This window comes from Rummeliibacillus sp. NPDC094406 (assembly GCF_044763875.1).
Taxonomy (GTDB): Bacteria; Bacillota; Bacilli; order Bacillales_A; family Planococcaceae; genus Rummeliibacillus.
In genome coordinates, this window is record NZ_JBIWGZ010000006.1 from 180695 (window position 1) to 206615 (window position 25921).

The window sequence follows — 25921 nt, forward strand, 5'->3', positions numbered from 1 at the left end:
TTATAACTCCTCTATTAATGGTATTTGTATCGTTACGATTGTTCCAATACCTAATTCGCTAGTAATATACCAAGTTCCTTTATGATATTTTACGAGTTGATCTACGATAGAAAGCCCTAAGCCACTACCACCATCACTTCTACTACGTGCTTTATTGACTCGATAAAATCTTTCGGCAATATGTGGCATGTCTTCTTCTGGAATTCCAATGCCATGGTCTTGTATGGTAATGATAGCAAGATTCCCTTCTCTTTTGGCACTCATAATAATCTCTGTCTTTTCTTCTGAATATCGAAGAGCATTTTCAATTAAATTGATCAAAATTTGCTGTACTTTTTCTTCATCAGCATTTATGATAATTTCTTCATCTATGTCTGTACGTAAATTGATTGCCTTTTGATTCACTTGTTGCTCTGTGATATGAACCACTTCGCGAATTGTTTCAGCTAATGGTAAGGGATATAAAGTAACAGTATCTGTTTGATTGACAGCTCTTGATAATTGTAGAAGTTCATTCGTCAATTTTTCCAAGCGATTTGCTTCACGTACGATTAAAGCTAACGTTTCTTGTCTTTGTGACTCTTCGATATAACCACGTTCTAATGCCTCACCATAGCCTTTTACATAACTAATCGGTGTCCGTAATTCATGGGAAACTGTAGCCAAGAATAGCTTTTGCTCCTCGTCTTCTTGCTGAATCGATGTCGCCATCTTATTAAAGGTTTGAGCAAGCTGACCAATTTCATCTTTAGAATTCACTTCAACGCGCGTTTCATAATCACCCACTGCCATTTTTTCTGCTGCATTTTGTAAATCTTTTAATGGTTTCATAATATGTTTTATTCCTTTAAATACTCCAAAACCAATTAAAAATATGAAAATTGCTGCACTACCTAATAAAATAAAGACTTCTTTTGAAGCCATTTCTGTTATTTTAGCAAGAGGAAAATAAATATAGATAATTCCTTCTAATCGATTATGATCTGTTAAAGGGATGATAGCTGAAATCACTTGACGATCAAAGCGCTTTTCATACCCTTTTTTTGTAATCGTCTTTCCTTTTAAAAGTTGCTCTCTTTCATCTGGCCCAATCAATGTATCATAATCGATATCAAATGGTACGCAAGCACTTAACTCCCTAGGATTCCGAACCGCAAATACATTGACATTTGAATAGGAATTATAGTGGTCAATTTTGTTGATAAAATCATCGGTTACTTTTCCACCATCATACATTGTTGACAACTTTTCACCAATTTCAACCATTGAATTTTCAGCATCTTTTACATAAAGTCCTTCATAAAGGAAATTTGTAAGAACATACATGAATAATACAGTGATAGCCAAAAATGCTACAATTATTATCCAAATTCTTGTAGATAATTTCGTCATTTCGAAACCTCGAAACGATAGCCTAGTCCCCAAACTGTGTGTATAAATTGCCCAGCCTCATGACCTAGTTTTAATCTCAATGTTTTAATATGTGTATCTACTGTTCTAGTACCACCACTGTAATGTAAACTCCAAATTGTTTCTAATAACTGTTCCCTCGTATAGACAACATTTTCATTGTCCATAAATAAATGTAATAGCTCAAATTCCTTTAATGTTAATGGAATGACTTTGCCAGATACATATACTTTTCGAGAAATTTCATCTAACTCAATTGAATCTTTTACGAGCAGTTTGTTTGTGACTTCTACGACTTCGCCTCTGATTCTCCTTAGTACAGCTTGAATGCGTGCTACTAATTCATTTGAAGTAAATGGTTTTACAACATAATCATCAGCACCAATTGTTAATCCTTTTACTTTGTCCTCATTGGCATCCCTTGCAGTTAGGAAAATAATGGGTACATCTGATGTTTTTCTAATTTCCGTACACACTTCAAATCCATTCATATGAGGCATCATAATATCCAAAATAATCAAGTCTACTTGATGCTCTATTAGTGATTTAATTGCTTCAAGTCCACCATTTGCTTGGAGTGTTTGAAATCCTGATTGGCGTAACATAACATTGATCAGATTTCTCATATCTTGTTCATCATCTACAATAAGTATTGTCGTCATTCTTCTGTCTCCCTTACTAGCAATTGGAATGGACCCTTCCCAACATTAATTGTTTTAGCTATCTTCCCATTTTGTAAAAAATATAAGTGATGGTCATCATAGCCTGCAACTACGACATAGTGTTTAAATAGATTCAACGTAAACGGATTAGCTCCAACCTCTAGTTCACGTTTTACTTTCCCATCCAAGGTCACTTCAGAAATTGTACTTTCGCCATGGCTGATCACATAAACACGATTATCACTTTTCACAAGTCCAACTGGCATCATAGGTAGCTTTATTTGAGATATTTTCTTCCCTGTATTAAGGTCAAATATATCAACTGTTGAATTTGGTTTTATACCTTCCCCATGACCGCCAAGCCAAAGCTGATCATCCTTTACCACGACCATTCCGTTAGATGACTTTTCAATTGGCCATTCCTTAAGTGGTTTTAAACTCTTCGTTTGCAAAATGGAGAGCTTTGTATCTTTATAATTCACTACAATTAGCTGACCATTATGAATCAACATTGACATGGGATAATTGCCGACTTTTTGTTTAGCCATTAACTTTCCTTGTTCGTTATAAGCAGTTATACGATTGGTTTTACCATTAGCTAGATAGATTTGTTTATGTACTTTATCATAGATAGCATTTGTAACACCCACTCCAGTATCTATGGAAAATTCCTGCTTACCCGTTGTTAAATTATAAACAGTTGCTTTTTTGAGCTGAAATCCATATAACAATATTTGCTGCTGGTTAATCAAAGTAGCACCCGTATATCCTTCATCTAGTTTCCAAGTTTCGAACACTTTACCTTGTTCGTTGATAAAACTGATAGATGGTGCTTGTATATTAACCGATGCGATAAAATCTTGATTCTTCGGAATGGAAGGGTAAGCCGTCTTCCCGCAACCTCCCAAAATAATTGCAAAACTCAAAAGAAAGATCATCCAAAACTTTTGCCATCTCACAAGCATCACCCCCTTATCTTATTTTACTGTGAATTTGTGAAAAATAAATGAAGTACAATTGGGCAGATTGTGAACAATTTGATTTGACTTATTGTTCTGAATGATACCCACAAAGACGATCAATCATAAACCTCTGAATAGTTGACAAGATATTGTTTAGCTCTACTCAGAAGCTCATTAGCACCACTCAACCTAGCATTGGCGCTATCCTTTTAATATAAAAACTCCATCTCTTGCTAGAGATAGAGTTTAGTTTGAAATATAGAGGCTAACACTTCTGTTGCTGATTTTTTCCCTTGTACGATACAATCAGTCAGGCTGATGCCTTCATAGGAATTTCCTGCAAGTCGAATAGTTGGATAAGATGCATGTAATTCTTTTTTTGCTTGTTCCACTCTTATTCGATGCCCGATTGTATACTGTGGCATCGAATCTTTAAACCGAGATACAATTGTATTAATTGGTTTCTCATCAATTTTCAACATGCCATGTAAATCTTGTAATACTACTTTTTCAATCTCATTGTCCGATAATTCAACAATGGATTCATCGCCCGAACGACCTACATAGCTTTTCAGCACAGCACAATCTTCCTGTATCGCATGGGGCCATTTACGATGGATAAGAGAACATGCTGTAATCGAATAATCACTATTTCGTGAGACAACAAATCCATCACCATCAAACTTTTTCTTTATGGCATTATTTGAAAAGATCATCGATACAGCCGCAACCGTTTTGACAGGAATATCAAGCAAGCTTTTCAAAAGTCCTTCATGTTTAAATAGCTTTGTAGCTACATGATGAGGAGTAGCTACAATAACACCATCAACAGGAATGGAGTTTTGATTGTTTAATAGTAAGATAATTTGATCCTGCACTTTTGAAATACTTTCAACTCGAACGCCTTTATAAATGACCGCCATTTCTAACGACTTTTCTAAAGCAGAAATTAAACTTTCTAAACCATATTTAAACGTTCTAAAAGTACTTTCAAGCGTACCTTCTTTTAGTTGTGAATTTTCCTTTTGAATTCCTCTGATTACACTACGATGCTTTAGACAGGCCTCAGCAAGATTTGGAAGTGTTTCATGTAAGCTTAATTGATCGATATCACCTGAATAAACACCTGATACAACAGGTTCGATTAAGTTTTCAACGACTTCCTCTCCAAATCGTTTGCGCAAAAATCCCCCTAATGATTGATCTTCTTTTACGTTGGATGGAGGTAATAATAAGTCACAAGCGGCCCTTACTTTGCCACTCCAAGAAATAATATCTGATTTAGCAAAGGGCATAATTTCAGTAGGTATACCTAAAATTGAGCCATCTGGAATTGGAGATAGTTGCTTATTAACAGCTACATAAGTTTTACCAGGCACTTTACTGATAATCTGATTTTCCATTCCTAGCTGCTTTGCTAATTCTTCAATTACTCGATCTTGATCGAGAAAAGAGTCTGGTCCTCGTTCGATGATAAAATTGTCTTTACGAAATGTTTGTATTTTGCCACCTAATCTGTGAGTTGCTTCGATTAGGACAATTTCAAGCGGTAGCTTCTGATCCTTTGCCTGTTGTTGCAAATAGAACGCAGCTGTTAAGCCCGTAATCCCTCCACCGATAACGGCAACCCTTCGCTTTTGTTCAGTCACATCAATCATCACTTTCTATTAGGCATGGGCTAAAGCTTTTTGTACAGCATCTGCCAAAGCGTCTATAAATAATGGATTGTCATTTGGCATTTTCGGACGGTGGTATTTTGCACCTAATTCTTCACATACTGTTTTACATTCATAATCGTTATCGTAAAGTACTTCTAAATGTTCTGCTACAAATCCTACCGGTGTGTAAACAAAAGAACGATAGCCTTTGTTGTTATATAGGTCACGTGTTAAATCTTGAACATCTGGTCCAAGCCAAGGATCTTTTGTTTGCCCTGCAGATTGCCATCCGAATTCCATGTTTTTTACACCTGTACGTTGTTGAAGAATATCAGCTGTTTCGTGTAATTGATCTGCATATGGATCTCCCATAGCAATAATTTTTTCCGGAAGAGAATGGGCACAAACAATTAGACAAGCTGTTTCACGTTCTTCATCAGACATAGCTGTAAATTCTGCATTAATCTTCTCTGTCCAATATTGAAGGAATTTCTCTTCTTTATACCAGCTATCAATTGTGTGAATGGTTAAGTTACCAAGTTCAGTAGCCTTTTCTTTAGCACGCGTATTATAAGATTTAGTTGAGAATGAAGAAAAATGTGGTGCTAAAACAAGAGATACTGCTTCTGTAATACCGTCGTTATGCATTTTTTCAACAGCGTCTTCGATGAAAGGTGCAATATGTTTTAGACCAATATATACTTTATATTCCACTTCATCTTGTACTTCGTTTAGACGAACTTCTAATGCTTTGGCCTGCTTTTCTGTTGTTTCAGCAAGAGGTGAAATTCCTCCAATTGCTTGATAACGACTACGCAAGTCTTCAATATGTTCATCACTTGGACGGTGCCCATGGCGAATATGTGTATAGTAAGGGATTAAATCTGCATCCGTTTTAGGCGTACCATATGCCATAACTAATAAGCCTATTTGTTTTTTCATTTTCATGTCACCTCAAAGTATTATGAATGCGCTTTTATTTTTTGCGCACTATATTCATGTATTAATGATGTCAATCGTTTTAAGACATCAGGATTTACAGATGGAAAGACGCCATGACCTAAATTGAAAATATGGCCAGGTACTTCTAATCCTTGATCGATAATTTCTTTTGTACGTGCTTCAAGTATTGACCAATCTGCTAGTAATAGCGTAGGATCTAAATTTCCTTGTACGGGCTTAGTTATCCCCATTGCTCGTGCTTCATTTATAGGTAAACGCCAATCTAAGCCGACTACATCTAAAGGAAGATCTTGCCATTCTAATGCTAGATGACTTGCACCAACACCAAATAAAATCATCGGTACACCTTCGTCTTTAAGCTCATTGAAAATGCGTGTCATAACAGGTTTGATAAAGATACAATAATCACGATGACTGAGTGCACCTACCCAAGAATCGAAAATTTGGAACGCTTTTGCACCAGCTTTAATTTGAGCTTTCAAATCTGTGATAATCATATCGCCAAGTTTATCCATTAAAACAAACCAAGCCTCAGGCTGAGATACCATAAATGATTTTGTTAAAGCATAGTTTTTAGAAGGGCCACCTTCAATCATATAACTTGCTAACGTAAACGGCGCACCTGCAAAGCCAATTAAAGGTACATCTAATTGTTCTTCAGTTAAAAGTTTGATGGTATCAAGTACGAAAGGCACGTGCTCTTCTGGGTTAAATTCCCTTAGATTTTTTACATCCTTCGCTGAGCGAATTGGATTAGAAATTACTGGACCTATCCCGCCCTTGATTTTAACATCAACACCCATGCCTGGCAGTGGTGTTACGATATCTTTGTATAAAATAGCTGCATCTACACCATAGTTTTGCACTGGTAAATGTGTTACATAAGCACATAATTCAGGTTGATGTGTAATTTCTTCTAATGAGTATTTTTCTTTTATCTTACGATATTCAGGTTGTGAACGACCTGCTTGTCGCATATACCAAACTGGTGTATAGGCTGTCCTTTCACCTCGTGCTGCGCGCAATAGCGTATCATTAAATGTTCCCATGAACAGTAAAACCGTCCTTTCATCAATTCAGTAACTACTTAATTCGACATTCATATCCATTTTTCATGATAGACGTTTCTTTATGCGTTGTATAGTTCAACGGACTGATTGTCAAAAAAATGTATAAAATGGTGACATCTTTTTGACAAAGAATCTAATTATGATTTTTTCAAATTTAAGAGATATACTATTATTAACTTTCATAGGAAACTTTATACTTTTTGTTATTCGGGAATATACTGTGATACAATCCCTGATTTTACCTACAAAAGATGTTATTAATAGGAGGAATTTATATGTTCATATATTTAACTTCAGGAACGCCTGAATTTATGCTGAGCCTACAAAAGAAATATTCAAAAGAGAAAATGATTGTATTATACGGTCAAAGTAGCGCTGTTTTACTTCATGAATCGGCAAAAAAAAGTGTATTTTCTACACCACGAAGTTTTGAAATCATTAGAGAAATCAATGAGTTAGATAAACATGGATTTTTTGTTTTAAATCATATTCCTGTTAAAAGTGAAAGTCGAAAATTATTTGAAGATCGTTTTTATGATCAAATTCATACAATTGAAGACGAACCAGGTTTTATCGCTTTTCGTTTACTACGCCCATTACATGACGAAACCTATATTTCACTTACTGAGTGGAGTGGACCTCATTCATATGAGGCATGGAAAGCATCTAGCACATATAAGGAAATTTACGGAAATAATAATACAACTAATGGCGTTGATCAGAGTAATATTTTCACAAGTGCTCCTTATGTTAAAACATTTATAACAAGTCGTCCCGAAGAAGAAGAGCTATAATAAATTAAAAGTCGAGTGTTTTACTCGGCTTTTTTGTTATACTTGAATTATTCTTTAGTACAATTACTCCCTATTAAATTTTTAAAATTTTTAAACAGGAGTGTGATTAATATGTTAGAACAGTTATTACAAGCAATTTATAAAGAACTTGAAGATTCGTTTGATGAAATGCAAGAAATTCGTCGTTACTTACATATGCACCCTGAAGTTTCTTTCCACGAGTATGAAACGGCAGCATATATTCAAAATTTCTACACACAATTAGATATTCCTTTTGAAGCAAATGTTGGTGGTAATGGCGTTGTAGCACGTCTTACAGGAGGAAAATCTGGAAAAACAGTTGCACTTAGAGCCGATTTTGATGCTTTAGCTATTCAAGATGCGAAGGAAGTTTCATATAAATCAACTGTCACTGGCGTATCTCATGCTTGCGGTCATGACGGCCATACTGCTACATTGCTTGTATTAGCAAAAATCTTATACAAACACCGTTCAGAACTTCCTGGTACATACATTTTCATCCATCAATTTGCTGAAGAAATCGCTCCTGGAGGCGCTAAACCAATGATTGAAGCTGGTTGCCTAAATGGTGTGGATGCTATTTTCGGTACTCATTTATGGTCACAATTTGACTTAGGCTCCATCCATTATCGAAGTGGTCCTATGATGGCAGGAGCAGACAAATTTGATATTAAAATTATAGGAAATGGTGGACATGGTGGTGCTCCACATACAACCGTTGATGCCGTTACTGTTGGAGCAGATTTAGTCGTCCAATTGCAGCAAATTATCGCTAGACGAATTAACCCAACAGATCCTGCTGTACTAACCATCGGTTCGTTCCACTCAGGTAGTGCGTTTAATATTATTGCTGGAGAAGCGACTCTAACCGGTACTGTTCGAACATTTGATATTGCCATTCGAGAACAAATTATCGAAGAAATGGAACGAGTGATTAAAGGAGTCTGCCTTGCAGCAAATGCAGATTATGAGTTTAATTTTTTAAGAGGATATATCCCACTAATTAATCATGAGAAAGAAACGACATTCGTTACTCGTATAGCAAATACAATTCCGGGTGTAACAGAAATAACTGAAATGGATGCTGTTATGGTAGGGGAAGATTTTGCTTACTATGTTGAGAAAATCCCCGGTACATTCTTCTTTACGGGGGCTAAACCGAAAGAAGGTATCGCATACCCTCATCATCATGCAAAATTTGATTTTGCCGAAGAAGCCATGCTAGTTGCTGCTAAAACACTTGGTACAGCTGCAATCCTTTATCATAATGAAGACGAATAAAAAACAATAAGCTATGCGTGATAATTTAATCACGCATAGCTTATTTTCTATTGTCTATTAATAATAAAAATACTTAGTAATATTAGAATCAAACCAACAACTAGAGACCACGTAAAGGGTTCTCCTAAAAAGATTGTTCCAATTGCTACTGCCATAAGTGGTACTAAAAACGTTGCTGCTCCTACTTTACTAGCATCTCCAGAGCCCATCAATTTAAAGTAAAGTGCTGTTGCAACCGTTACAGCTAAAATACATGCAAATGCAAGGCAAAGAATAAAAGTACCGTTCCACTCAATGGCAGAAATATCTTCAGTTACTAAACCCGCAGTTCCTAAAGCTAAACCACCAATAATATTTTGAATAGCTACTAACCATAAACCATGTACAAGATTAGCAGTTTTTCGAACATAGACTACTCCAAGTGCCCAACCAATTGATGTTATCAACGCTAAAAATACACCCAATAGTGAAATATGTCCTGTAAAACTTTCAAAACTAACAACTACAACTCCTAAAAAGCCGAGCAACATCCCTGAAATTTTTGATTTCGTTAATGATTCTTTTAACCACAACCATGCAAGTAAAACAACAAGAACTGGCTGTAAATAGACAATGACCGAAAATAGACCAGAAGGTAAAAATTGTAGTCCTATAATCTGAACTCCTTGGAATATAACTGTATTAAATAAAGCTACAATAAAGTATATGTACCAATTTCGCTTCCATTCGATTTTTTTCCATTGTGGTAATAGAAAAAGGGATAGTAATATTCCCCCAATAAAAGCTCGCAATCCTCCAAATAGTAAGGGTGGCGTATAATTTAAAGCTATTTTATAAATTGGCCAGCTAAACCCCCATATTGCTACTACAGCAATAATGAATATAAGCGATTTCTTTTTTGACATCTTCTCCATAAAGTATCCCCTTTGTTGTTAAAACGTGTGATTAGTATTTATCCCTCTTTCATTGTGGAAGATAAAATTTCATACGAACGTACACGAGCCTTGGGATCATAGATATGTGAGCAAGCCATAATCTCATCAACACCTGTTTCTGCTACAAATTTCCCCAAATCATGTGCAATCGCATGTTGATCACCAATAAATGAATAATGAAGAGATTGCATAACTGCTCTCTTTTCAGATTCTGACCAATAGTTATCTAAATCTTCAACTGGTGGTTGTAACTGGTTTTTTGCACCACGAACTACATTCAAAAAGTACAAATATAAACTTGTCGCTGTTTTTTGTGCTTCCTCATTCGTATCAGCAGCAATGACATTTACACAAGCAATCGTATAAGGTTCTTTTAACTGTTCAGATGGTTGGAAAGAATCACGATACATACGTAGAGCTTCTTGCAAATACGTTGGTGCAAAATGACTCGCAAATGCATAGGGTAATCCTAGCATTCCTGCAAGTCTAGCACTAAATAAGCTTGATCCAAGTAGGTAAAGCGGAACATTTGAACCTTCACCTGGATAAGCATGTACATGTCCATTTGGATTGTCACTTAAATATTGTTGCAATTCTAATACATCTTGTGGAAAATCTTCACCTGATCCTTGTAAGTTACGACGAAGTGCTTGAGCAGTAATTGGATCTGTTCCAGGTGCTCTCCCTAATCCTAAATCAATACGCCCAGGATATAGAGCATCCAATGTACCAAATTGTTCTGCAATCACTAGAGGTACATGATTTGGAAGCATAACCCCACCTGAACCTACTCGAATTTTCTCTGTTCCCTGTGCAATATGGCTGATTAAAAGAGATGTAGCTGAACTAGCAATACTCGGACTATTATGATGTTCTGCAAACCAAAAACGTTTATAGCCAAACTTTTCTACATTTTGTGCAAGCTCCAAACTATTTTGAAACGAATAAGATGCGTCATGACCTTTTAATACTGCAACTAAATCCAATACAGAAAGTTCGATATCCTTCAATTTTTTTTGATTCTCCATATTTCTTACGCTCCTTCAATAAATCGTTATATCTGAATATATAGATACGATAATCTGAGAAAAAGGCAGAAAAACATTTACAAACCGCCTATAAATCCCTTTGTATATACTCACTAAATTCCTTAATGACTTTTTCATTTCTTCTATAATATGTCCATTTGCCGATACGCTTTGACTCCAGCAAACCTGCATTTTGCATCATGTTCAAATAGCTTGAAATCACAGACTGAACAAGCTCTGCTTTATCACGAATACTCCCCACGCATACACCTCCATCAAAATGATCATTCTCTGACAGGTGCTGTTGACGGACAAAATGTCGCTCAGGATCTTTGAGCCACTCTAAAATCATCAATCTTTTTTCATTTGATAATGCCTTAAAAATTAGTATAGGTTCCATAATGCCATTATATCTATTTTTTTAGATGTATCAATCATTTTGCTTTTTTAGCTTTTTAATAAGGCTCTATCTCAAATGTCGTGCTAAGACTTTCAAAATATAAAAATCGACTAATCTCGTTAAGAAATTAGTCGATTCATAATTATTTACTTAAACGTAGAGTTAACTCACCTACGATTAATACAATTAAACCTTGTGCATAGAAGTATGGTGTTCCGATACCAGCAAGCAACACAATCATCGCTTGGACAATTATAGTGTAGCGAACAACTTTCACTGTTGCTTTTTTACGCGAATTCTCAGGCAAAGGATATAGCATGTCCATTCTGAAATCAGTTGATGTTGTTAATGCTTGCTTCAATTGAATTGCTGTTGCAAATGCAAGAGCTGCAGCAACCACACCAATAGCAACTGGAATATGGATAAACGCTGCCGCTAATGCAGAAATAGCTGTTAAACGTAGCCATAAATAAAAATGGTCATCCGTACGAACAAAAGAACGGAAAACTAAGTATTCCTGTGTATTTTGTTTTGCATAAGGAATTAATTTATAAGCCCAATCTAGCCATACTCGGCGTTTAATACTACCATGAATATTCGGAACATCTGTAAAATAATTAGCAAATCGATAAATTCCCATCATTCGATTTTCTTCTAATCGAACAAAATGCTCGTACGGGAATGGTGTTTCTTGTAATTTCTTTTTCCAGAACATTGGATAAGAAACGATGATTAATATCATAATAATGATTGGAATAAATTGAACGTACAAAATGGATGCAATGAATACAAACGAACATACCATTCGAACAATGCGGTCCATCCATACATTATGGCCCTTATAAGCCCATCTGTACGAAAACTCACTATGAATATTCCACAGTTTAAGTAAAATTGAAGCGACCAATCCAACCATAATGGTTGATGGCTCAAGACCTGCTACTTGTCGAAGCATTGGCCAAGTCACCATATAAAGTAATACAACTATTATTATTTGAGAACTAAAAGTATATTTTAATGCTTTATTAAAATATTGAGGTAATTTCGTTTCAAGGGGAAGCAAATATACCTCGTCCGGTTTTCGAATAAGTGTAACAGGACGACTGAAACCTAGAAAAACTCCGATTATTGCCGCTGTTAACCAAATTGCCGGAAAATCACTTGATGCAATTTTTAGCCATTCGCTATATTGATAACCAGCTGCTCCAAGAACAAACATAATTACAATGGCTAAATGCCCAGTAAAGACGAAGCGCATATATTTTTGAACCTCGCCCATATAATGGGTGAACCTCGTACGCCAAACATCATGCAAGCTATTCATCGTCTTGCTCCTTTGTCATTGCAATGTATAAATCATCCAGGGTTGCATTTGGCATGTTGAATGTTCGGCGTAAATCATCCATCGTACCATATGCACGCAAACGACCATTATGCAATAAAAGGATTTTATCGCAATGCTTTTCCGCTGTTGCTAAAACATGCGTTGACATTAAAATAGCTGCCCCATCTTTTTTCTTTTCATCCATTTGATCTAATAATGATTGAATCGCTAATGGATCCAGCCCTAAAAACGGCTCGTCTATAATATATAAAGAAGGATTTACTAAGAAGGCACACATAATCATTACTTTTTGGCGCATTCCTTTAGAAAAATGAGATGGAAACCAATTTAAACGTTTTTCCATTCTAAATTCTTTCAATAATGGTGTTACTCGTTCTTCTAATGTTCCTAAATCAATTCCATAGGCCATTGCTGTTAACTCTAAATGTTCCTTTAGTGTAAGTTCATCATAAAGCACTGGCGTTTCTGGTATATAGGAGAAAGAAGATCGAAATTGATCCATATTGTCTTTGATTGACACACCATTTAGTAAAATCTCTCCTTTTTGGGGTGTCATTAATCCAATAATATGTTTGATTGTGGTACTTTTACCGGCACCGTTTAAGCCAATTAATCCTACTAACTCCCCTGGTTCAATAGCAAAAGATAGATCATGAATAACAGGTTTTCGTGTATAACCACCTGTTACCGATTGTAATTCTAATACCGTCATCCGAAGTCAACTCCTCTTCTTCTTACATTTTATCAAAAATTCCTCTTTCTAGCAGTTCCTATGTGGTAAAATGAATAGCAAAATAGTGAAAGGTGTGTTTTTTCATGAGCGATTGTTTATTTTGCAAAATTATCGACGGCTCTATTCCAAGTACAAAAATCTATGAAGATGAGTATGTCTATGCTTTTATGGACATCGGTCCATTAACAAAAGGGCATACGTTATTAATCCCAAAAGAGCATGTAGCGAATGTTTTTGAAATGTCCGAAGAAACAGCTGCTAATCTTTTTAAAGTCGCTCCTCGCATTGCGAATGCAATAAAAGATACATTCAAACCAGCTGGTATGAATCTATTAAATAACAATGGTGCACCTGCTGGTCAAAGTGTATTCCATTTCCATTTGCACTTTATCCCAAGATATGATGAAACAGATGGATATAAACCTACTTGGGTGACAAAACAAGATGAATTTACACCAGATATATTAAATGCTTTAGCAGAAGAAATAAAAGCACAACTAAATAATTAACGGTGATTTTCTTTCATAAATTAAACTAGATTATTCGTAATTTATTCAGAAAGGTATTCAAATCCGATGTTATCGGATTTGGATACCTTTTGTTTTGCGTGAGATAAATGAAAGTGCTCTTCAACAATAAGCATAGTATCCGGTAGAATCCACTCGCTTTACGCAGGCGAATGAAGTGAGGGCACTGAAAAACGATTTTACCCCTAATTTTTATAGTACAAATATACTACAATATGAAGTGGAATTAGCTCCGCTTTCCGTGGGCGAACTGACGAGCCTCCTCGCTTGTGCTCCTGCATCGCTTCGCTAGCTTCGTCGCAGAGAAAATCTCGCTGCGGGGTCTCGTCTAGCTCGTTTTCCCACAGGAGTCTCCGCTAATTCCACTTCAACGAAGATAGCTATACAAGAGTTTTATTATAAATTTACATCTATTTTTACTTTTTCAGTGCCCTCCCCTTTTTCCGCAGGAGTCTCATTCATTCTACCTCATAAATACGCTTTCAATATTTATATATCCAAAGAAAATCCAATGAAAAAAGAATCCCTATCTACAAGAGTTAAAGTCAAATTTAAAACCAAAAAGAGGGATTCTTCATTTTTTATTTTACACAAATAGATTATTTCCCCTTTTTTAAATTCGTAGAAATGGGTAGGAACTGCGACACTCCTGCGGAAAAACAAGTAAGAAAGACCCCGGAGCGAACCGTGAAGAGGCTTTCTTGCTTGTCTGCAGAAAGGGAGCGGTTTCTACCCACAACCAATGATAAACAGAATCTCAAAAATTATAGAATTTATCCCACATCAATATAAAATACGGTTAATTTATGTATAAATGTTTAGTTCAATCTGTAATCATGAATAACTCAACTTTAGTAATATTTAACAATACCTTTGTTTAGTACAACCCCCTCTTGCCTTTCAAACAATTAAACTGTAAAATCATTATAAGTTTTCGCTTTCGATCATGAGGATACGGAAGGAGAACAATAGTCGAGCTTAGGCAACTGAATAGGAGAGATGAGAAATGAATACGAAAAACTTAGTATTAATGGCATTACTTGTTGGTGTTGGAGCAGCACTATACGTTGTCATTCCAGGGATTAACGGTGGTATGAAGCCAGACTTCATGTTAACAATGATGTTTATCGGAATCCTACTATTCCCTAGAGTAAAAGAAGTATTTTTGCTTGCTATAACTACCGGAGTAATTTCAGGACTGTTTTCTACATTCCCAGGTGGATTTGTACCGAATATTATCGATAAATTTGTCACAGCATTTGTTTTTTACGCAATCGTTGTTTTATTGAAAAAAGCAGCTCAAAAAGTGGCAATATCATCAGTCCTTGCTGGTATCGGTACAATAATCTCAGGAAGTGTATTTTTAGGTTCTGCAATTTTAGTAACAGGTGCTGATATTCCTTTCGGCGTATTATTCTTAACAGTAGTATTACCTGCTGTAGCCATTAATATCGTAGCATTCATAATTATTTACCCAATTATTATGAATCTCGTAAAACGCTCTAAATTTACAACAGCTTTGAATCAGGCATAAAGAACAGAGAAGTTGGCCCTAAAAGCTACTTTGGGTCAACTCTTTTACTTCATATGATTAAATATCAAGAGATATCTCATAGATTATTTCTCTAAATATGAGATATCTCATTTTATTTTTTTAAAAACATGTTTTAATATAGTAAATAGAGGAAATACATATAGTAAAAGGAGACTGAATATTATGAAACCATCTGCATTTTTACTTGGTCTAACTTCCGGACTTCTAGGTGCTGCTACTGCAGTATTATTGACAACACCACAATCAGGAAAAGAGTTACGATCATCCATAAAAACTACGAAAAACAATGCAAATAACCAGATACAAGATTTTAAAAAACAAGTTACAAATATTAAAAATTCCGTTAATAACATTAAAGTTGAAGTAAATGAAACAATTCCTAAGTTTGTAGACGATGCTAAATTATCTGTAGCCAACTGGCAAGAAGAAACAGCTCCTTTACAAGAACAACTGCAACAAGAAATCGAAGCTTTACAAAACTCTGTAGAGGAAATCCAACAACAAATGAATGCTTTTCAAAACAGAAAAGTAAAAAGTGAATAGATTCTTTGAATATTAATATTATTACACTAAACTTTCCCTCTATAACATTTCTTTATTCTATTGTATATTTTTGTAAGGCAATGATATAATATTAAGAAATTACGAAAGCGGTGATAGTTATGTCCGAAGAATTAATTGCGGCTAAAGAAGCCATGCTCTATTCACAACGTATTGCTCAATTATCTAAAGCTCTCTGGAAAGCCGTAGAAAAAGATTGGCAATCATGGATTAAGCCATATGATTTGAATATAAACGAACACCATGTATTACTTATTGCCAATAATTTAAAGGGTGCTTCCATCTCTGATATTGCCAAGTTCGGAGTGATGCATGTATCAACAGCTTTTAATTTTTCAAAAAATTTAGAAGAACGCGGCTTGCTATCATTCTCTAAGCGTGATGATGATAAAAGAAATACATACGTTGAGCTCACCGAGAAAGGTCATTCATTACTTTTAGAGCTTTATGAAAACTTTAACCAAACTAAACATAGTGTTGTTGAGGGTTCTGTACCTTTAAAAGAAATGTATGGAAGATTCCCACAATTCTTAGAATTAATCGCATTAATCCGGAATATATATGGTGATGATTTTATGGATATTTTTGAAGATTCCCTACGAAATATAGAAGACTAGTTAGACGTATCAACTCCAAATACTGCCCTAATGCAATTTTGGTGTTGATACGTCTTTTATTTTGACTATGTTAAGGTACTGTTAAATTTTTTTAACCAAATTGACGGCATTCTAAGTGCAAAATGACTATTTCCTTTCAATATCAATAATCCAATTTAACAGGTCATTTATTTTAAAGAAAAAGGCGACTCGTTCAAGAAAAATTTAAGCTTGATTTTCCATTCAAAAAGCTTTATCGTTGTATCGATGATTTTATTTTATTTTAGAAATTGGAGATGCTAAAGTTGCATTGCTGGAAAACCATTAATGTACAGAAACAATACGGCCATGATCGTATTTTTTTATTTTCCGCCATCTTTGTAATGATGGTATTTTCTCTCTTTTATATTTCAATGACTGCTTATAAAGATAGCCCAGTATCTGATCAATTATTCCCACTATTTGTTTTAGTGTTTTTAATGATCTATCCTGCTCATAAGCTTTTGCATTTTTTACCGTTAATGCGTTATCGCAAAAGATTGCGATTTTCTATAGAAAAACAATTTAAGGTATTGCCTGTATTAGCTATGCGTATTCATGAACCTATTTTAAAATCACGTTATCTTGTAGCTCTAGTGGTACCATTTATTGTATTGAACAGTATACTTATTATAGGAGCAATTATTTTCCCGGCTTTTAGACATTATTTTTCTATATTGCTAGCATACCATTGTGGATTAAGCTTAATAGATTTGCTTTATGTAAAACATTTGATTCGCTCACCCAAAAAAGCATTAATAGAAGAGACAGATAAAGGATTTGAGATCCTTATTCCTGTTACAAGCAAACGATGACAAACTTGTCATTACTGGATCTCTTTTGTTATGCTATAGGGGTAAAATAGAGGGGAGGAAAAGACTTGATCATTGCCATTGTCGTCCTATTCTCGGTATTCTATCTGTTCCAAATAAATCGGATGACGTACGCTCTATGCGCTCAGAAAGAAATTCCCGAGGAAAAACAACCTAAAATTTATCGCACAATTAATGTGCTTATAACAATTTTATTGATTTCATTTTACTTAGAAATGATGTTTACTCTATAAAATAGGCTGCTCATGGTCATGATGCTTTCTCGTGCCCTATTAAACTAAAAGGAAAAAGACCATTTACCAGTCGGTAAATGGTCTTTCCTTTTTATTAGCAGCCTCCGCCGTAACTGCTGTAACCCATAAATGCTGCACCAACGATGATCAATAAGATGAATAGAACAACGACTAGTGCAAAGCTATTGTTTGAACCATAGTTACCACCTTGATAGCCTCCACTCATTGTCTTACACCCCCTTTCTTAACTATCGTATGCACTGACTAAAATCATCTATAGGCACTTTTTATTGCAACCTTTTCCTTTTTTTTTCGTTGTATGGTATAGTTACATTTGCATAAGTTGAAGTGACTTAAGTTGGGAGAGATAAGGAAAATGAAAAAAACAGTTCTATCATTAACACTTGCAGCGTCTGTACTTGCATTGTCTGCTTGCGGCAACGCTGGAAACGAAAAAGTTGCTACTTCAAAAGTAGGCGACGTCACAAAAGATCAACTATACAACGAAATGAAAGACTCAGTTGGTGATTCAGCATTACAACTAATCATTATCGAAAAAGTATTGAACGATAAATACAAAGTAACCGATAAAGAAGTTGACGCTGAATTCAATAAACAAAAAGAGCAAATGGGTAGTAATTTTGAACAAACATTAGCTGCTCAAAACTTGACTGAAAAATCATTTAAACGTAGCATCAAATTGAATCTTTTACAAGAAGATGCTCTAGCTGACGGTGTAAAAGTATCTGATGCAGAAATGAAAGCCTATTACGAAGAAATGAAAAAAGAAGTAAAAGCTAGCCATATTCTTGTTGCTGATGAAAAAACAGCGAAAGAAGTTAAAGCTAAGTTAGATAAAGGCGAAGACTTCGCTACACTTGCTAAAAAATATTCAACTGACACAGGTTCACAAGCTGCTGGTGGTGAGCTAGGTTGGTTTGGTCCAGATAAAATGGTCCCTGAATTTACAAAAGCTGCGTATTCACTTAAAAAAGGTGAAATCAGCGAACCTGTAAAAACTTCATACGGTTACCACATCATCAAAGTAGAAGATATTCGTGATGCTAAAGTTAAAGGTACTTACGAAGATAACAAAGCAGAAATTAAGAAAAAATTACAACTTCAAAAAGCTGATCAATCACAATTACTATCTAAAGTATCTAAATTGATCAAAGATGCTGACGTGAAAATTGAAGATAAAGACTTAAAAGATGCCCTAGCTCAATTTACAGGCTCAACTGAAGCACCAACTAAATAATATTTCTAAAAAAACCCTCGGACAAACTATTGTCCGAGGGTTTTTCACCTTCAACGATTCACAATTAAGCGTTAGGGCTATTTTAAAATTAATCAATTGTAGGTTTATAGAACGAGCGATTATCAAGCGGGAATAATCGTTCAGTGAATTCTCCAGGTTGTGTTTTACCTAGTGCGCGTTTTAATGTGTTCATCTTCGCATCAATATTATCAATATAATGTAACATTTCAGCTTCTTGAAGCATTGGTTTTTTTGGACTGCCCCATTCTTCTTTACCATGGTGAGATAAAACCATATGTTGAAGAAGCATTACTTCTTCCCCTTCAATATTTAGTGCATCTGCTGCGCGAGCAATTTCAGTCACCATAATTGAAATATGACCAAGCATATTTCCTGTTACTGTATAACTTGTTGAAACTGGTCCTGATAATTCTACTACCTTACCAATATCATGTAAGATTATACCTGCATATAGTAAATCTCTGTTTAACGTTGGATATAAATCCGCAATCGCCTTTCCAAGCTTTAACATGGACACCACATGATCTAATAATCCTGAAGCATAATCATGGTGATTTTTAGTTGCTGCCGGGAAAGTCATCAGTGCTTGTTGTTTTTCCATTATTAGGTGTCGTGTAAGACGAGAAATATTTGGATTTTTAATTTCGAAGAAAAACTCCATTAATTGGTCGAATAATTCCTCTTTTGGCGTTTCAGCAGATTGTACTAAATCTGTTACAGAGATATTCTCATCTTGATTTACTGGGCGAATTGTTTTGATTCGTAATTGTAATTTTCCGCGATAATCATGAATTTCTCCACCAAGTCGTACAATACCGCCTGCTTGGTACATTTTCTCTTGCTCATCACCAGTATCCCAAAGTTTTGCTTCAACGCTACCACTTTTATCTTGTAAAATGAGTGTCATAAATGGCTTTCCCATTGTTGTAACACCTTTTGTCGCTTGTTTAATGAGTAAATATTGATCGACTGGTGCTCCTGCTTGTAATGTTGCAACCCCATTCATACCGAAGTCAATCCCCTTTCATTTTTGAGTTCTGCCACATGGATGATATTTGCTTTATCCCATTGATCCTGCATATCTTCATGACAGGTAAAATAAAGTATTTGATGTTCGACTGCAATACTTTGTATTAATTGTACCATGTAAGTAATTCGTAAACGATCAAAATGGACAAATGGATCATCCATAATAATTGGAAATGGCGCAGATTGTTTCAATGAATTCGCTAATGCATAGCGAAGTGCAATATAAGACTGTTCTTTTGTAGCTTGGGATAATTCTGCAATTGAATAGCGAATTCCCTCTACTGATAATACTTCAAATCTTCCTTCTGTATTCATATAAAGTGTTTCATATCGATTATTTGTTAACATTTTAAAGAAAGATTCAGCTTGAAGTAATACTGATGGAAGCTTCTCTTCTTTTAGTTGATATAAAGTTTCTTGAATCGCTGATGAAATAAGCTTCGTAATCGCCCATTCTTTTGCATTTTCATTTAAAGCAGCTTTTTTCTGCTCGAATTTTTGCAATTCATTCCCATAATGATCATCCTGTAAAAGATGTTCTGTTTTTGCCTGAAGGGTTGCTTGCTCTTTTATAAGAACATCTTTTTGTTGTTGAAGCTCTAGCTCTTGTACTTTGTATTGATTTACTTGATTATTTGCATCCTGGATTGTCCAATTAAGTAAGAGCACTTTATTGTCGAACATTTGAAGTTGTGCATCAATTTGCTTTATCTCGAGTGTTGTGTTCATAAATTGTGTATATTGATCAGCAGCTTCATAAAAAGCATCCGAAGTTTGGACACCAGCTTCTTTTAATAGCTTCAATAGTTCACCACGATACGCATCATCGAGCAGCTGTAGCTCTTCTAATTGCTGTTGTAATTGTTTCTTTCGTTCCAGTGAGCTATCCATAGCATGTTTTTGCTCCAACATCTGTTGATAACCTTGCTGTACAACAGTAGACAAATTCTCCATTGTACAAGCAACACTACAGGCATTAGTTGCTTCTTGTAACCGTTGTTCGATAAAAATTAGAAGTTGTGTCCTTTGTTCTGATTTCGTTATCATACGGCTATTCGATTGTTGAAGCTCACGAACATTTCTAAATAACTCTGATAATAATTCCGGTTGTAGATTTCCTTTAATTTGAAATTTAGCTAAAAATAAATTCAATTGTTCTTTACTTTGTACCACATACATTTTAAGTTTACTCAACGCTTTAGCTGCCTGTTGTTGTTCCATTTCTTTATCTTCTAATTGTTCCTCTACTAAAGCTATTCGATCATCATATTGACGAATTGATTGTTCAAGACGATCCATTTCAGCCGTTTTTGAACTTGCTCTCTGTATTTTTCTTTCATATTTTTCTTGTTGACTGCTGTTTTTCGGATGCTTATTTTGACGTCCAAATAACGAAAAGATAATAATCGCAGCAACTATTCCTATAATTGAAACCATCATTTTCTCTTGCGTTATACCAAGAATGATAGAAATCACTGCTAGTACGATGCTTAGTAGCTTCGCTAATTGCTCTGGCCCTTTTTCGTTTTGCTGTTGTAAAATGGCTTTTGCTTCAAGTGCCGCTTCTTTTTCTTTATGCCATTCGTTCAAACGTTCTTTATCTTTTTCGGTAGGCATATCCTCATATAACTCATCAAGTTTTAATGATAATGATTGAATTTCTTCCTGTAATCGGTCTGCTGTACGTTGTTGGAATCGATATTGTTCTTCTTGTTCTTCCAGTTGTTTAATTAGTCTCTTAAACTGATCTTCTTGTTGTAAAGATACTTCTGCTTGTAAGACTGACTGCTGCTCGTCTACATGAATAAGACCTAAAAGTTGAAATTGGGTTTTCATATCTTGCTGTATTGCCTGTATTTCTCTTTCTATCTGACGAATTTGTATTTGCCACTCTCGCCATTCTCCATCACGATCAACGAGCTCTTTTAATATATTCAGACGTTTTTTATCAAATCCTGCACGTAAATCAGACAATAACAAGTCATAATCATATTGAACTTTTTTTAAAGTTGCTTCGTTTGTTAACTTTCGATCTTGCAATTGTTCATATCGATTAATGCCATTAGCAGGAAACGATGTATAAGAAATAGAAGAGATTTTCAATTCTAATTTACGTTTTTCATCCAGTAAAGGTGCAATCTGCCGAAACTCGTTTAACTGATGCATGTCAATTTGTAGTTGTTGTTCTTGTTCTTGTAAATATACTAATTTTGTTTGAATTTCATTAATTCTTTCCATTGACGGTTCATAGCTATCTAACTTTTTACGTTCCTCTTTTAGTTGCTGGTCTTGTTTTACTAAACTAGCTATCTGTTGATTTAAAAGAGGGACTTTGCCTGATTTTTTAAATAACTCTTGCTGCCTTTTTTCCAATTGTTCTTTAACATTTGATAACTGGTCTGCTCCGGTAGTACCTGATGCTAGTAAAACACGACTTAATTCTTCTTCAGATAGATTTTCGATTTGTTGTAATTGATGTACTGAAAAAGAGAAAACGGCTTCAAAACTTTGACGATTATAGCCTCTTACTATTTTCGCTAATAACTCTTCATGGCCTTGTTCACCATTAGACAGATATACGGTTACATCACCTGCAGCCTTTCCTTTTACACGCTCAATGATGCAATCCCCAAATTCTTGATCGGTTAAATGAATTTGTCCACCGTATTTCCCACCTTTTTTCGGTTCATATCGAAGCTGTTGCTGATTTTTCTGAGGGAATCCAAAAAGTATTTGCAATATAAATTGTTGAATCGTCGTTTTCCCCACTTCGTTTAGACCATAAAAAACATTGATTCCTTTTGATAGTTCCACCGTTATATCTTCATGCTGCCCAAAACCATAAATAACCAACTTCCGAATATTCATCACAACACCCCCTATCCTTTCTTCACACTCATATATTGCTTAAATAATCGCTTAGCCTCTGAAACAAGATTATTCAATTCTTCACTTGTTAGTTCTTCTAAATATCGGCTACCTTTCGGGTGTTGATACAAATCTTTAACAACCTCTTTCAGTTGCTGCTGATTCCACTCATTTAATACTTGTATGACAGATTCAGTCGCAAGTGTTGGTTCATACATATTAATCGTGTTATTGTCGATTTCAAGAGCTTGAACCCATACAAACGGAGTGATTTCTTCCTCTTGTTCACGAATGACCTCAAGCCATTCTAAAGCACTCGAATTTTCAAATAGTGACATACCTTTTTCATCAATATTCTTTAACTGAAGCCAGACAACACCAGCTCCATAATGCTCACGAAAATCGCCTAATGATTCTCTACAAGCGCGTAGTACTTCATTGGCATGAATTAGGTTTTCACAGTCTACTTCAACCTTTTCATAAACTATCGCTGAAGTTGGCACAAAAGTACAATCTGCAGCAAAGTTTGCCATCGTTACATCATAAAATCCTTTTAAGCCCAGTTCTTTACGATGTCTACTTTGAATATTTCCAGGATATATAATGGGTGGATCCGTATGCAAAACTTGACGCTTATGAATATGCCCGAGAGCCCAATAATCGTAGTTTTTCGAAAGTAATTCCTCAATTGTAAAAGGTGCATACACATCATGAGAGGTATTACCTTGCAAACTTCCATGCAACATTCCGATATGCACAGCATTCTGTTCAGTTGCTATTGGATATGTATCAATCATTGATTGAGGAACATGACGTTCTGGATAACTAAAACCATATATATTGACCTCTGTTTCTCGAATATTCAGTACCAATTTTGTTGTTTCTTTTGGCAAAACAAACACATTTTCAGGTAAAGAAAAGCGTGTCCACTTTCCTTTTAGATGGTCATGATTACCGTAGCTTATAACGACAGGAATTTGATGTGCAGATAGCTGTTCCATACCATTTTGAAAGTTCTTTTGTGCTCGAAGGCTTCGTTCTTCCCCATCATAAATATCTCCTACAATAAGAACGAAATCCGGTTTTACTTCAATTGCTTTTTGAATGAATGTTGAAAAAGCTTCAAATGTACTATTTCGTAATTTTTCAAAACCGTTTTCAGGAAGTTCGGACATTCCTTTAAAAGGACTATCTAAGTGCAAATCAGCTGTATGAAAAAATCGAATCGAAGACATTCAATCCCTCATTTCTTAATACGAATATTTGTTCTTATTTTATCATATATTTATAAGCATTTATAGCGTTTTATGCTCGTTCATAGCAATTTTTAATATACAAATAGATGGCTATTTTTGTATACTGAATATATATTCAGTATAAGGGGTGGAAATTAATGCAAACATTTCGATTTACAGCTTTCGAAAAGTCTGGAGAAATTATCAGAGATGAAGCATGGGAATTCTCAGATGAGGCAACAGCTAAATCACAAGGGGCAGAGAAAATCGAACAACTTGGTTTATCAGAAAAAACACATCGCTTAGTGAATCCAAGTGGTAAGTTAATTTTATTTCATGTATAAAACTAAAAAAAAGAGACAGTTCTCTATTAAGAGATGTCTCTTTTTTTCATTCGAAATTCAATAAAATTTCATAGCATTTCCCATTTAATCTATATTAAAATAATTGTTAGTTTTTATTTACCTTCAAAGTTCGCAGGACGTTTTTCGACAAATGACTGGATTCCTTCCAAATGATCTTCAGTTTTACGCATTCTTGTTTGAGCTTCTGCTTCCATTTCTAGAATATTACTTAGCTCAGCTTGTTTTTGAGTATGTAATATTTTCTTGGTTTCAATCATTGCTACGAGTGGTGAATGTAGTAGTTTTTGAGCTAATTGCCCTGCTTGTTCGACTGCTGTTCCATTCTCCACTACTTCATCTACTAATCCTAATTTTTTAGCAGCAAATCCATTTAACACTTCTCCAGCCCAAATCATTTGTTGAGCCTTTGGAACTCCTAATCTTTCTTTCATAAAGAAATGGCCTGCTCCATCTGGAATAAGACCAACCCCAATAAAGTTCATTGCTAACTTACTATCTTCTTCTACTAGAATAATATCAGTTGCTAAGGCTAAACTAAATCCAAGCCCTGCAGCAGATCCATGAACTGCTGCAATCGTAACCATAGGCAATGAATATAATGCTTTGACCATTCGTGAAATATCTACCATGATCTCTGCAATATCAAAACTTCCTTCTCCAACTGTACCGAGCATTGCTTTAATATCTCCTCCAGCAGAAAATACTTTCCCGCTCCCCTTTAAAATGAGTACCTGTATAGTCGATTCATTTTGTAATGCTTCAAAACAATTTGCTAATTCATTAAGCATTACACCATCCATTGCATTCATTGATTGTGGTCGATTTAAACTTACAATCGCTAATCTACCATTTCTTTCGACCGTAATCGTTTCAAATCCCATTCTTAAACACCCCTTCGCATACTTATGTTTGAATTATCTGTTTTCATACTAAACAAATTCGATTTTAAATAATAAATACCTTCATTTTGACTATTTAATTTTGTTTTTACATAAAAATAACATTCACCTTTGACATCGCAAATCACGAACAATCTTTTATTATTAAAATAATTCCAATATATTAATATTAAGAGTTTTAACCTTAAACTTATGCTTGAATTTTAATCATCAATTTAATTATTTTAAATATTCAAAATCAACAATAAACAATGATTTGCTCTACTTTTGTAATTGCTTTCATAAACATTATTATGACATTATTGTCCTTTCTGAAAAGACGTACATTTATTTTATATAAATTATAAAAAGTTCGTATTCTACTATGTTTTATTAGCGTTCAAAACAATAATTTTAAGAAATTTCGAAAATAAGGTTGACATTCGATGATTTTGGTTTTAATATTGGGTTAAATTTAATACGACGAAAAAATACGACGACGAAGACATGCTTAACGATTTGAAAATCCCACAGCGAGCTGATGGTAGGTGGAAATCAGTGATTTCAACGGTAAGTTCCACTTCTGAGTAGGTATTCTGAACATTCCAAAGTAGGTATACCCGGTCCATGCACGTTAAGCATATAGCAAAGACTGTCCACT

The 25921-nt window shown here is 35.0% G+C and carries 26 protein-coding genes and 1 other annotated feature (1 of these 27 only partly in view); of the genes, 10 read left to right on the plus strand and 16 right to left on the minus strand.

From position 1 onward, the window contains the following. The 6 genes from ACIQ4I_RS16065 to hemE all read right to left on the minus strand — a co-directional run bounded on the left by ACIQ4I_RS16065 (position 1) and on the right by hemE (position 6704). Entirely contained in the window at positions 1-1392 is a 1392-nt protein-coding gene (locus ACIQ4I_RS16065) for a HAMP domain-containing sensor histidine kinase (protein WP_403097811.1), read from the minus strand. Further along, on the minus strand, positions 1389-2072 hold the full coding sequence (locus ACIQ4I_RS16070) for a response regulator transcription factor (RefSeq protein ID WP_403097814.1): 684 nt from the start codon (positions 2070-2072) through the stop codon (positions 1389-1391). The genes ACIQ4I_RS16065 and ACIQ4I_RS16070 overlap by 4 nt, the downstream gene beginning before the upstream one ends. After that, positions 2069-3031 (minus strand): YncE family protein, encoded by a 963-nt coding sequence (locus ACIQ4I_RS16075; protein ID WP_403097816.1) that lies wholly within the window; start codon positions 3029-3031, stop codon positions 2069-2071. Before ACIQ4I_RS16075 ends, ACIQ4I_RS16070 begins: the two co-directional genes overlap by 4 nt. A gap of 236 nt (positions 3032-3267) precedes the next feature. Further along, positions 3268-4692 carry a protoporphyrinogen oxidase gene (hemY, locus tag ACIQ4I_RS16080; protein ID WP_403097819.1) on the minus strand — a complete coding sequence of 475 codons (1425 nt, stop codon included), beginning with the start codon at positions 4690-4692 and terminating at the stop codon, positions 3268-3270. A 9-nt stretch (positions 4693-4701) separates the two neighbouring features. Further along, positions 4702-5634 carry a ferrochelatase gene (gene hemH / locus ACIQ4I_RS16085; RefSeq protein WP_403097821.1) on the minus strand — a complete coding sequence of 311 codons (933 nt, stop codon included), beginning with the start codon at positions 5632-5634 and terminating at the stop codon, positions 4702-4704. A gap of 20 nt (positions 5635-5654) precedes the next feature. Further along, the gene (gene hemE, locus ACIQ4I_RS16090; protein ID WP_403097824.1) at positions 5655-6704 is read right to left on the minus strand and encodes a uroporphyrinogen decarboxylase; all 1050 of its coding nucleotides are present in this window, start codon (positions 6702-6704) and stop codon (positions 5655-5657) included. Positions 6705-7000: 296 nt separating this feature from the next. Here hemE and ACIQ4I_RS16095 point away from each other — a divergent pair, with 296 nt between their 5' ends. Further along, on the plus strand, positions 7001-7519 hold the full coding sequence (locus tag ACIQ4I_RS16095) for an antibiotic biosynthesis monooxygenase family protein (protein WP_403097827.1): 519 nt from the start codon (positions 7001-7003) through the stop codon (positions 7517-7519). Positions 7520-7630: 111 nt separating this feature from the next. Next, on the plus strand, positions 7631-8821 hold the full coding sequence (locus ACIQ4I_RS16100; RefSeq protein ID WP_403097829.1) for an amidohydrolase: 1191 nt from the start codon (positions 7631-7633) through the stop codon (positions 8819-8821). Between the two features lie 47 nt (positions 8822-8868). Here ACIQ4I_RS16100 and ACIQ4I_RS16105 read toward each other — a convergent pair whose 3' ends face one another. From ACIQ4I_RS16105 to ACIQ4I_RS16125, 5 genes are all read right to left on the minus strand, one after another. After that, entirely contained in the window at positions 8869-9735 is an 867-nt protein-coding gene (locus ACIQ4I_RS16105; protein WP_403097832.1) for a DMT family transporter, read from the minus strand. Positions 9736-9773: 38 nt separating this feature from the next. Continuing rightward, positions 9774-10784 carry an LLM class flavin-dependent oxidoreductase gene (locus ACIQ4I_RS16110; RefSeq protein WP_403097834.1) on the minus strand — a complete coding sequence of 337 codons (1011 nt, stop codon included), beginning with the start codon at positions 10782-10784 and terminating at the stop codon, positions 9774-9776. 88 nt (positions 10785-10872) lie between these two features. Next, positions 10873-11184, minus strand: coding sequence for an ArsR/SmtB family transcription factor (locus ACIQ4I_RS16115; RefSeq protein WP_403097837.1), 312 nt, complete (start codon positions 11182-11184; stop codon positions 10873-10875). Between the two features lie 142 nt (positions 11185-11326). Beyond that, positions 11327-12508: an ABC transporter permease gene (locus ACIQ4I_RS16120; RefSeq protein WP_403097840.1), complete on the minus strand. Its 1182-nt coding sequence runs from the start codon at positions 12506-12508 to the stop codon at positions 11327-11329. Continuing rightward, positions 12501-13241 carry an ABC transporter ATP-binding protein gene (locus ACIQ4I_RS16125; RefSeq protein ID WP_403097842.1) on the minus strand — a complete coding sequence of 247 codons (741 nt, stop codon included), beginning with the start codon at positions 13239-13241 and terminating at the stop codon, positions 12501-12503. Before ACIQ4I_RS16125 ends, ACIQ4I_RS16120 begins: the two co-directional genes overlap by 8 nt. 104 nt (positions 13242-13345) lie before the next feature. On the opposite strand from ACIQ4I_RS16125, the gene ACIQ4I_RS16130 reads away from it, so the two are divergent. From ACIQ4I_RS16130 to ACIQ4I_RS16155, 6 genes are all read left to right on the plus strand, one after another. Continuing rightward, a complete protein-coding gene (locus tag ACIQ4I_RS16130; RefSeq protein WP_403097844.1) occupies positions 13346-13771 on the plus strand; it encodes an HIT family protein in 426 nt (141 codons plus the stop codon). Positions 13772-14795: 1024 nt separating this feature from the next. Continuing rightward, positions 14796-15323, plus strand: coding sequence for a tryptophan transporter (locus tag ACIQ4I_RS16135; protein WP_403097846.1), 528 nt, complete (start codon positions 14796-14798; stop codon positions 15321-15323). A gap of 183 nt (positions 15324-15506) precedes the next feature. Further along, the gene (locus ACIQ4I_RS16140) at positions 15507-15887 is read left to right on the plus strand and encodes a YtxH domain-containing protein (RefSeq protein WP_403097849.1); all 381 of its coding nucleotides are present in this window, start codon (positions 15507-15509) and stop codon (positions 15885-15887) included. Between the two features lie 113 nt (positions 15888-16000). Next, positions 16001-16522 carry an HTH-type transcriptional regulator Hpr gene (locus ACIQ4I_RS16145; RefSeq protein WP_403098001.1) on the plus strand — a complete coding sequence of 174 codons (522 nt, stop codon included), beginning with the start codon at positions 16001-16003 and terminating at the stop codon, positions 16520-16522. 284 nt (positions 16523-16806) lie between these two features. Beyond that, positions 16807-17355 carry a DUF3267 domain-containing protein gene (locus tag ACIQ4I_RS16150; protein ID WP_403097852.1) on the plus strand — a complete coding sequence of 183 codons (549 nt, stop codon included), beginning with the start codon at positions 16807-16809 and terminating at the stop codon, positions 17353-17355. A gap of 65 nt (positions 17356-17420) precedes the next feature. Continuing rightward, on the plus strand, positions 17421-17606 hold the full coding sequence (locus ACIQ4I_RS16155; protein WP_119414565.1) for a hypothetical protein: 186 nt from the start codon (positions 17421-17423) through the stop codon (positions 17604-17606). Positions 17607-17700: 94 nt separating this feature from the next. Here the strand turns inward: ACIQ4I_RS16155 and ACIQ4I_RS16160 are convergent, their stop codons facing one another. Next, the gene (locus tag ACIQ4I_RS16160; RefSeq protein WP_403097855.1) at positions 17701-17832 is read right to left on the minus strand and encodes a YjcZ family sporulation protein; all 132 of its coding nucleotides are present in this window, start codon (positions 17830-17832) and stop codon (positions 17701-17703) included. A 150-nt stretch (positions 17833-17982) separates the two neighbouring features. Between ACIQ4I_RS16160 and ACIQ4I_RS16165 the strand changes: the two genes are divergently transcribed. Further along, positions 17983-18864, plus strand: a complete 882-nt coding sequence (locus tag ACIQ4I_RS16165; RefSeq protein WP_403097857.1) for a peptidylprolyl isomerase — start codon at positions 17983-17985, stop codon at positions 18862-18864. Positions 18865-18952: 88 nt separating this feature from the next. On the opposite strand, the gene yhaM is transcribed toward ACIQ4I_RS16165, so the two are convergent. Genes yhaM through ACIQ4I_RS16180 form a run of 3 tightly spaced genes read right to left on the minus strand, consistent with a single transcriptional unit; the run spans position 18953 to position 24017 of the window. After that, positions 18953-19891, minus strand: coding sequence for a 3'-5' exoribonuclease YhaM (gene yhaM, locus ACIQ4I_RS16170; RefSeq protein WP_403097860.1), 939 nt, complete (start codon positions 19889-19891; stop codon positions 18953-18955). After that, positions 19888-22782: an ATP-binding protein gene (locus ACIQ4I_RS16175; protein ID WP_403097862.1), complete on the minus strand. Its 2895-nt coding sequence runs from the start codon at positions 22780-22782 to the stop codon at positions 19888-19890. The genes yhaM and ACIQ4I_RS16175 overlap by 4 nt, the downstream gene beginning before the upstream one ends. Positions 22783-22793: 11 nt before the next feature. Beyond that, the gene (locus tag ACIQ4I_RS16180; protein WP_403097865.1) at positions 22794-24017 is read right to left on the minus strand and encodes a metallophosphoesterase family protein; all 1224 of its coding nucleotides are present in this window, start codon (positions 24015-24017) and stop codon (positions 22794-22796) included. A gap of 158 nt (positions 24018-24175) precedes the next feature. Here ACIQ4I_RS16180 and ACIQ4I_RS16185 point away from each other — a divergent pair, with 158 nt between their 5' ends. Continuing rightward, positions 24176-24361, plus strand: a complete 186-nt coding sequence (locus ACIQ4I_RS16185; RefSeq protein WP_403097868.1) for a YhzD family protein — start codon at positions 24176-24178, stop codon at positions 24359-24361. A 113-nt stretch (positions 24362-24474) separates the two neighbouring features. Here the strand turns inward: ACIQ4I_RS16185 and ACIQ4I_RS16190 are convergent, their stop codons facing one another. Further along, on the minus strand, positions 24475-25263 hold the full coding sequence (locus tag ACIQ4I_RS16190) for an enoyl-CoA hydratase (RefSeq protein ID WP_403097871.1): 789 nt from the start codon (positions 25261-25263) through the stop codon (positions 24475-24477). Positions 25264-25747: 484 nt separating this feature from the next. Further along, positions 25748-25921: a binding site (T-box leader), on the plus strand (it continues 61 nt past the right edge of the window).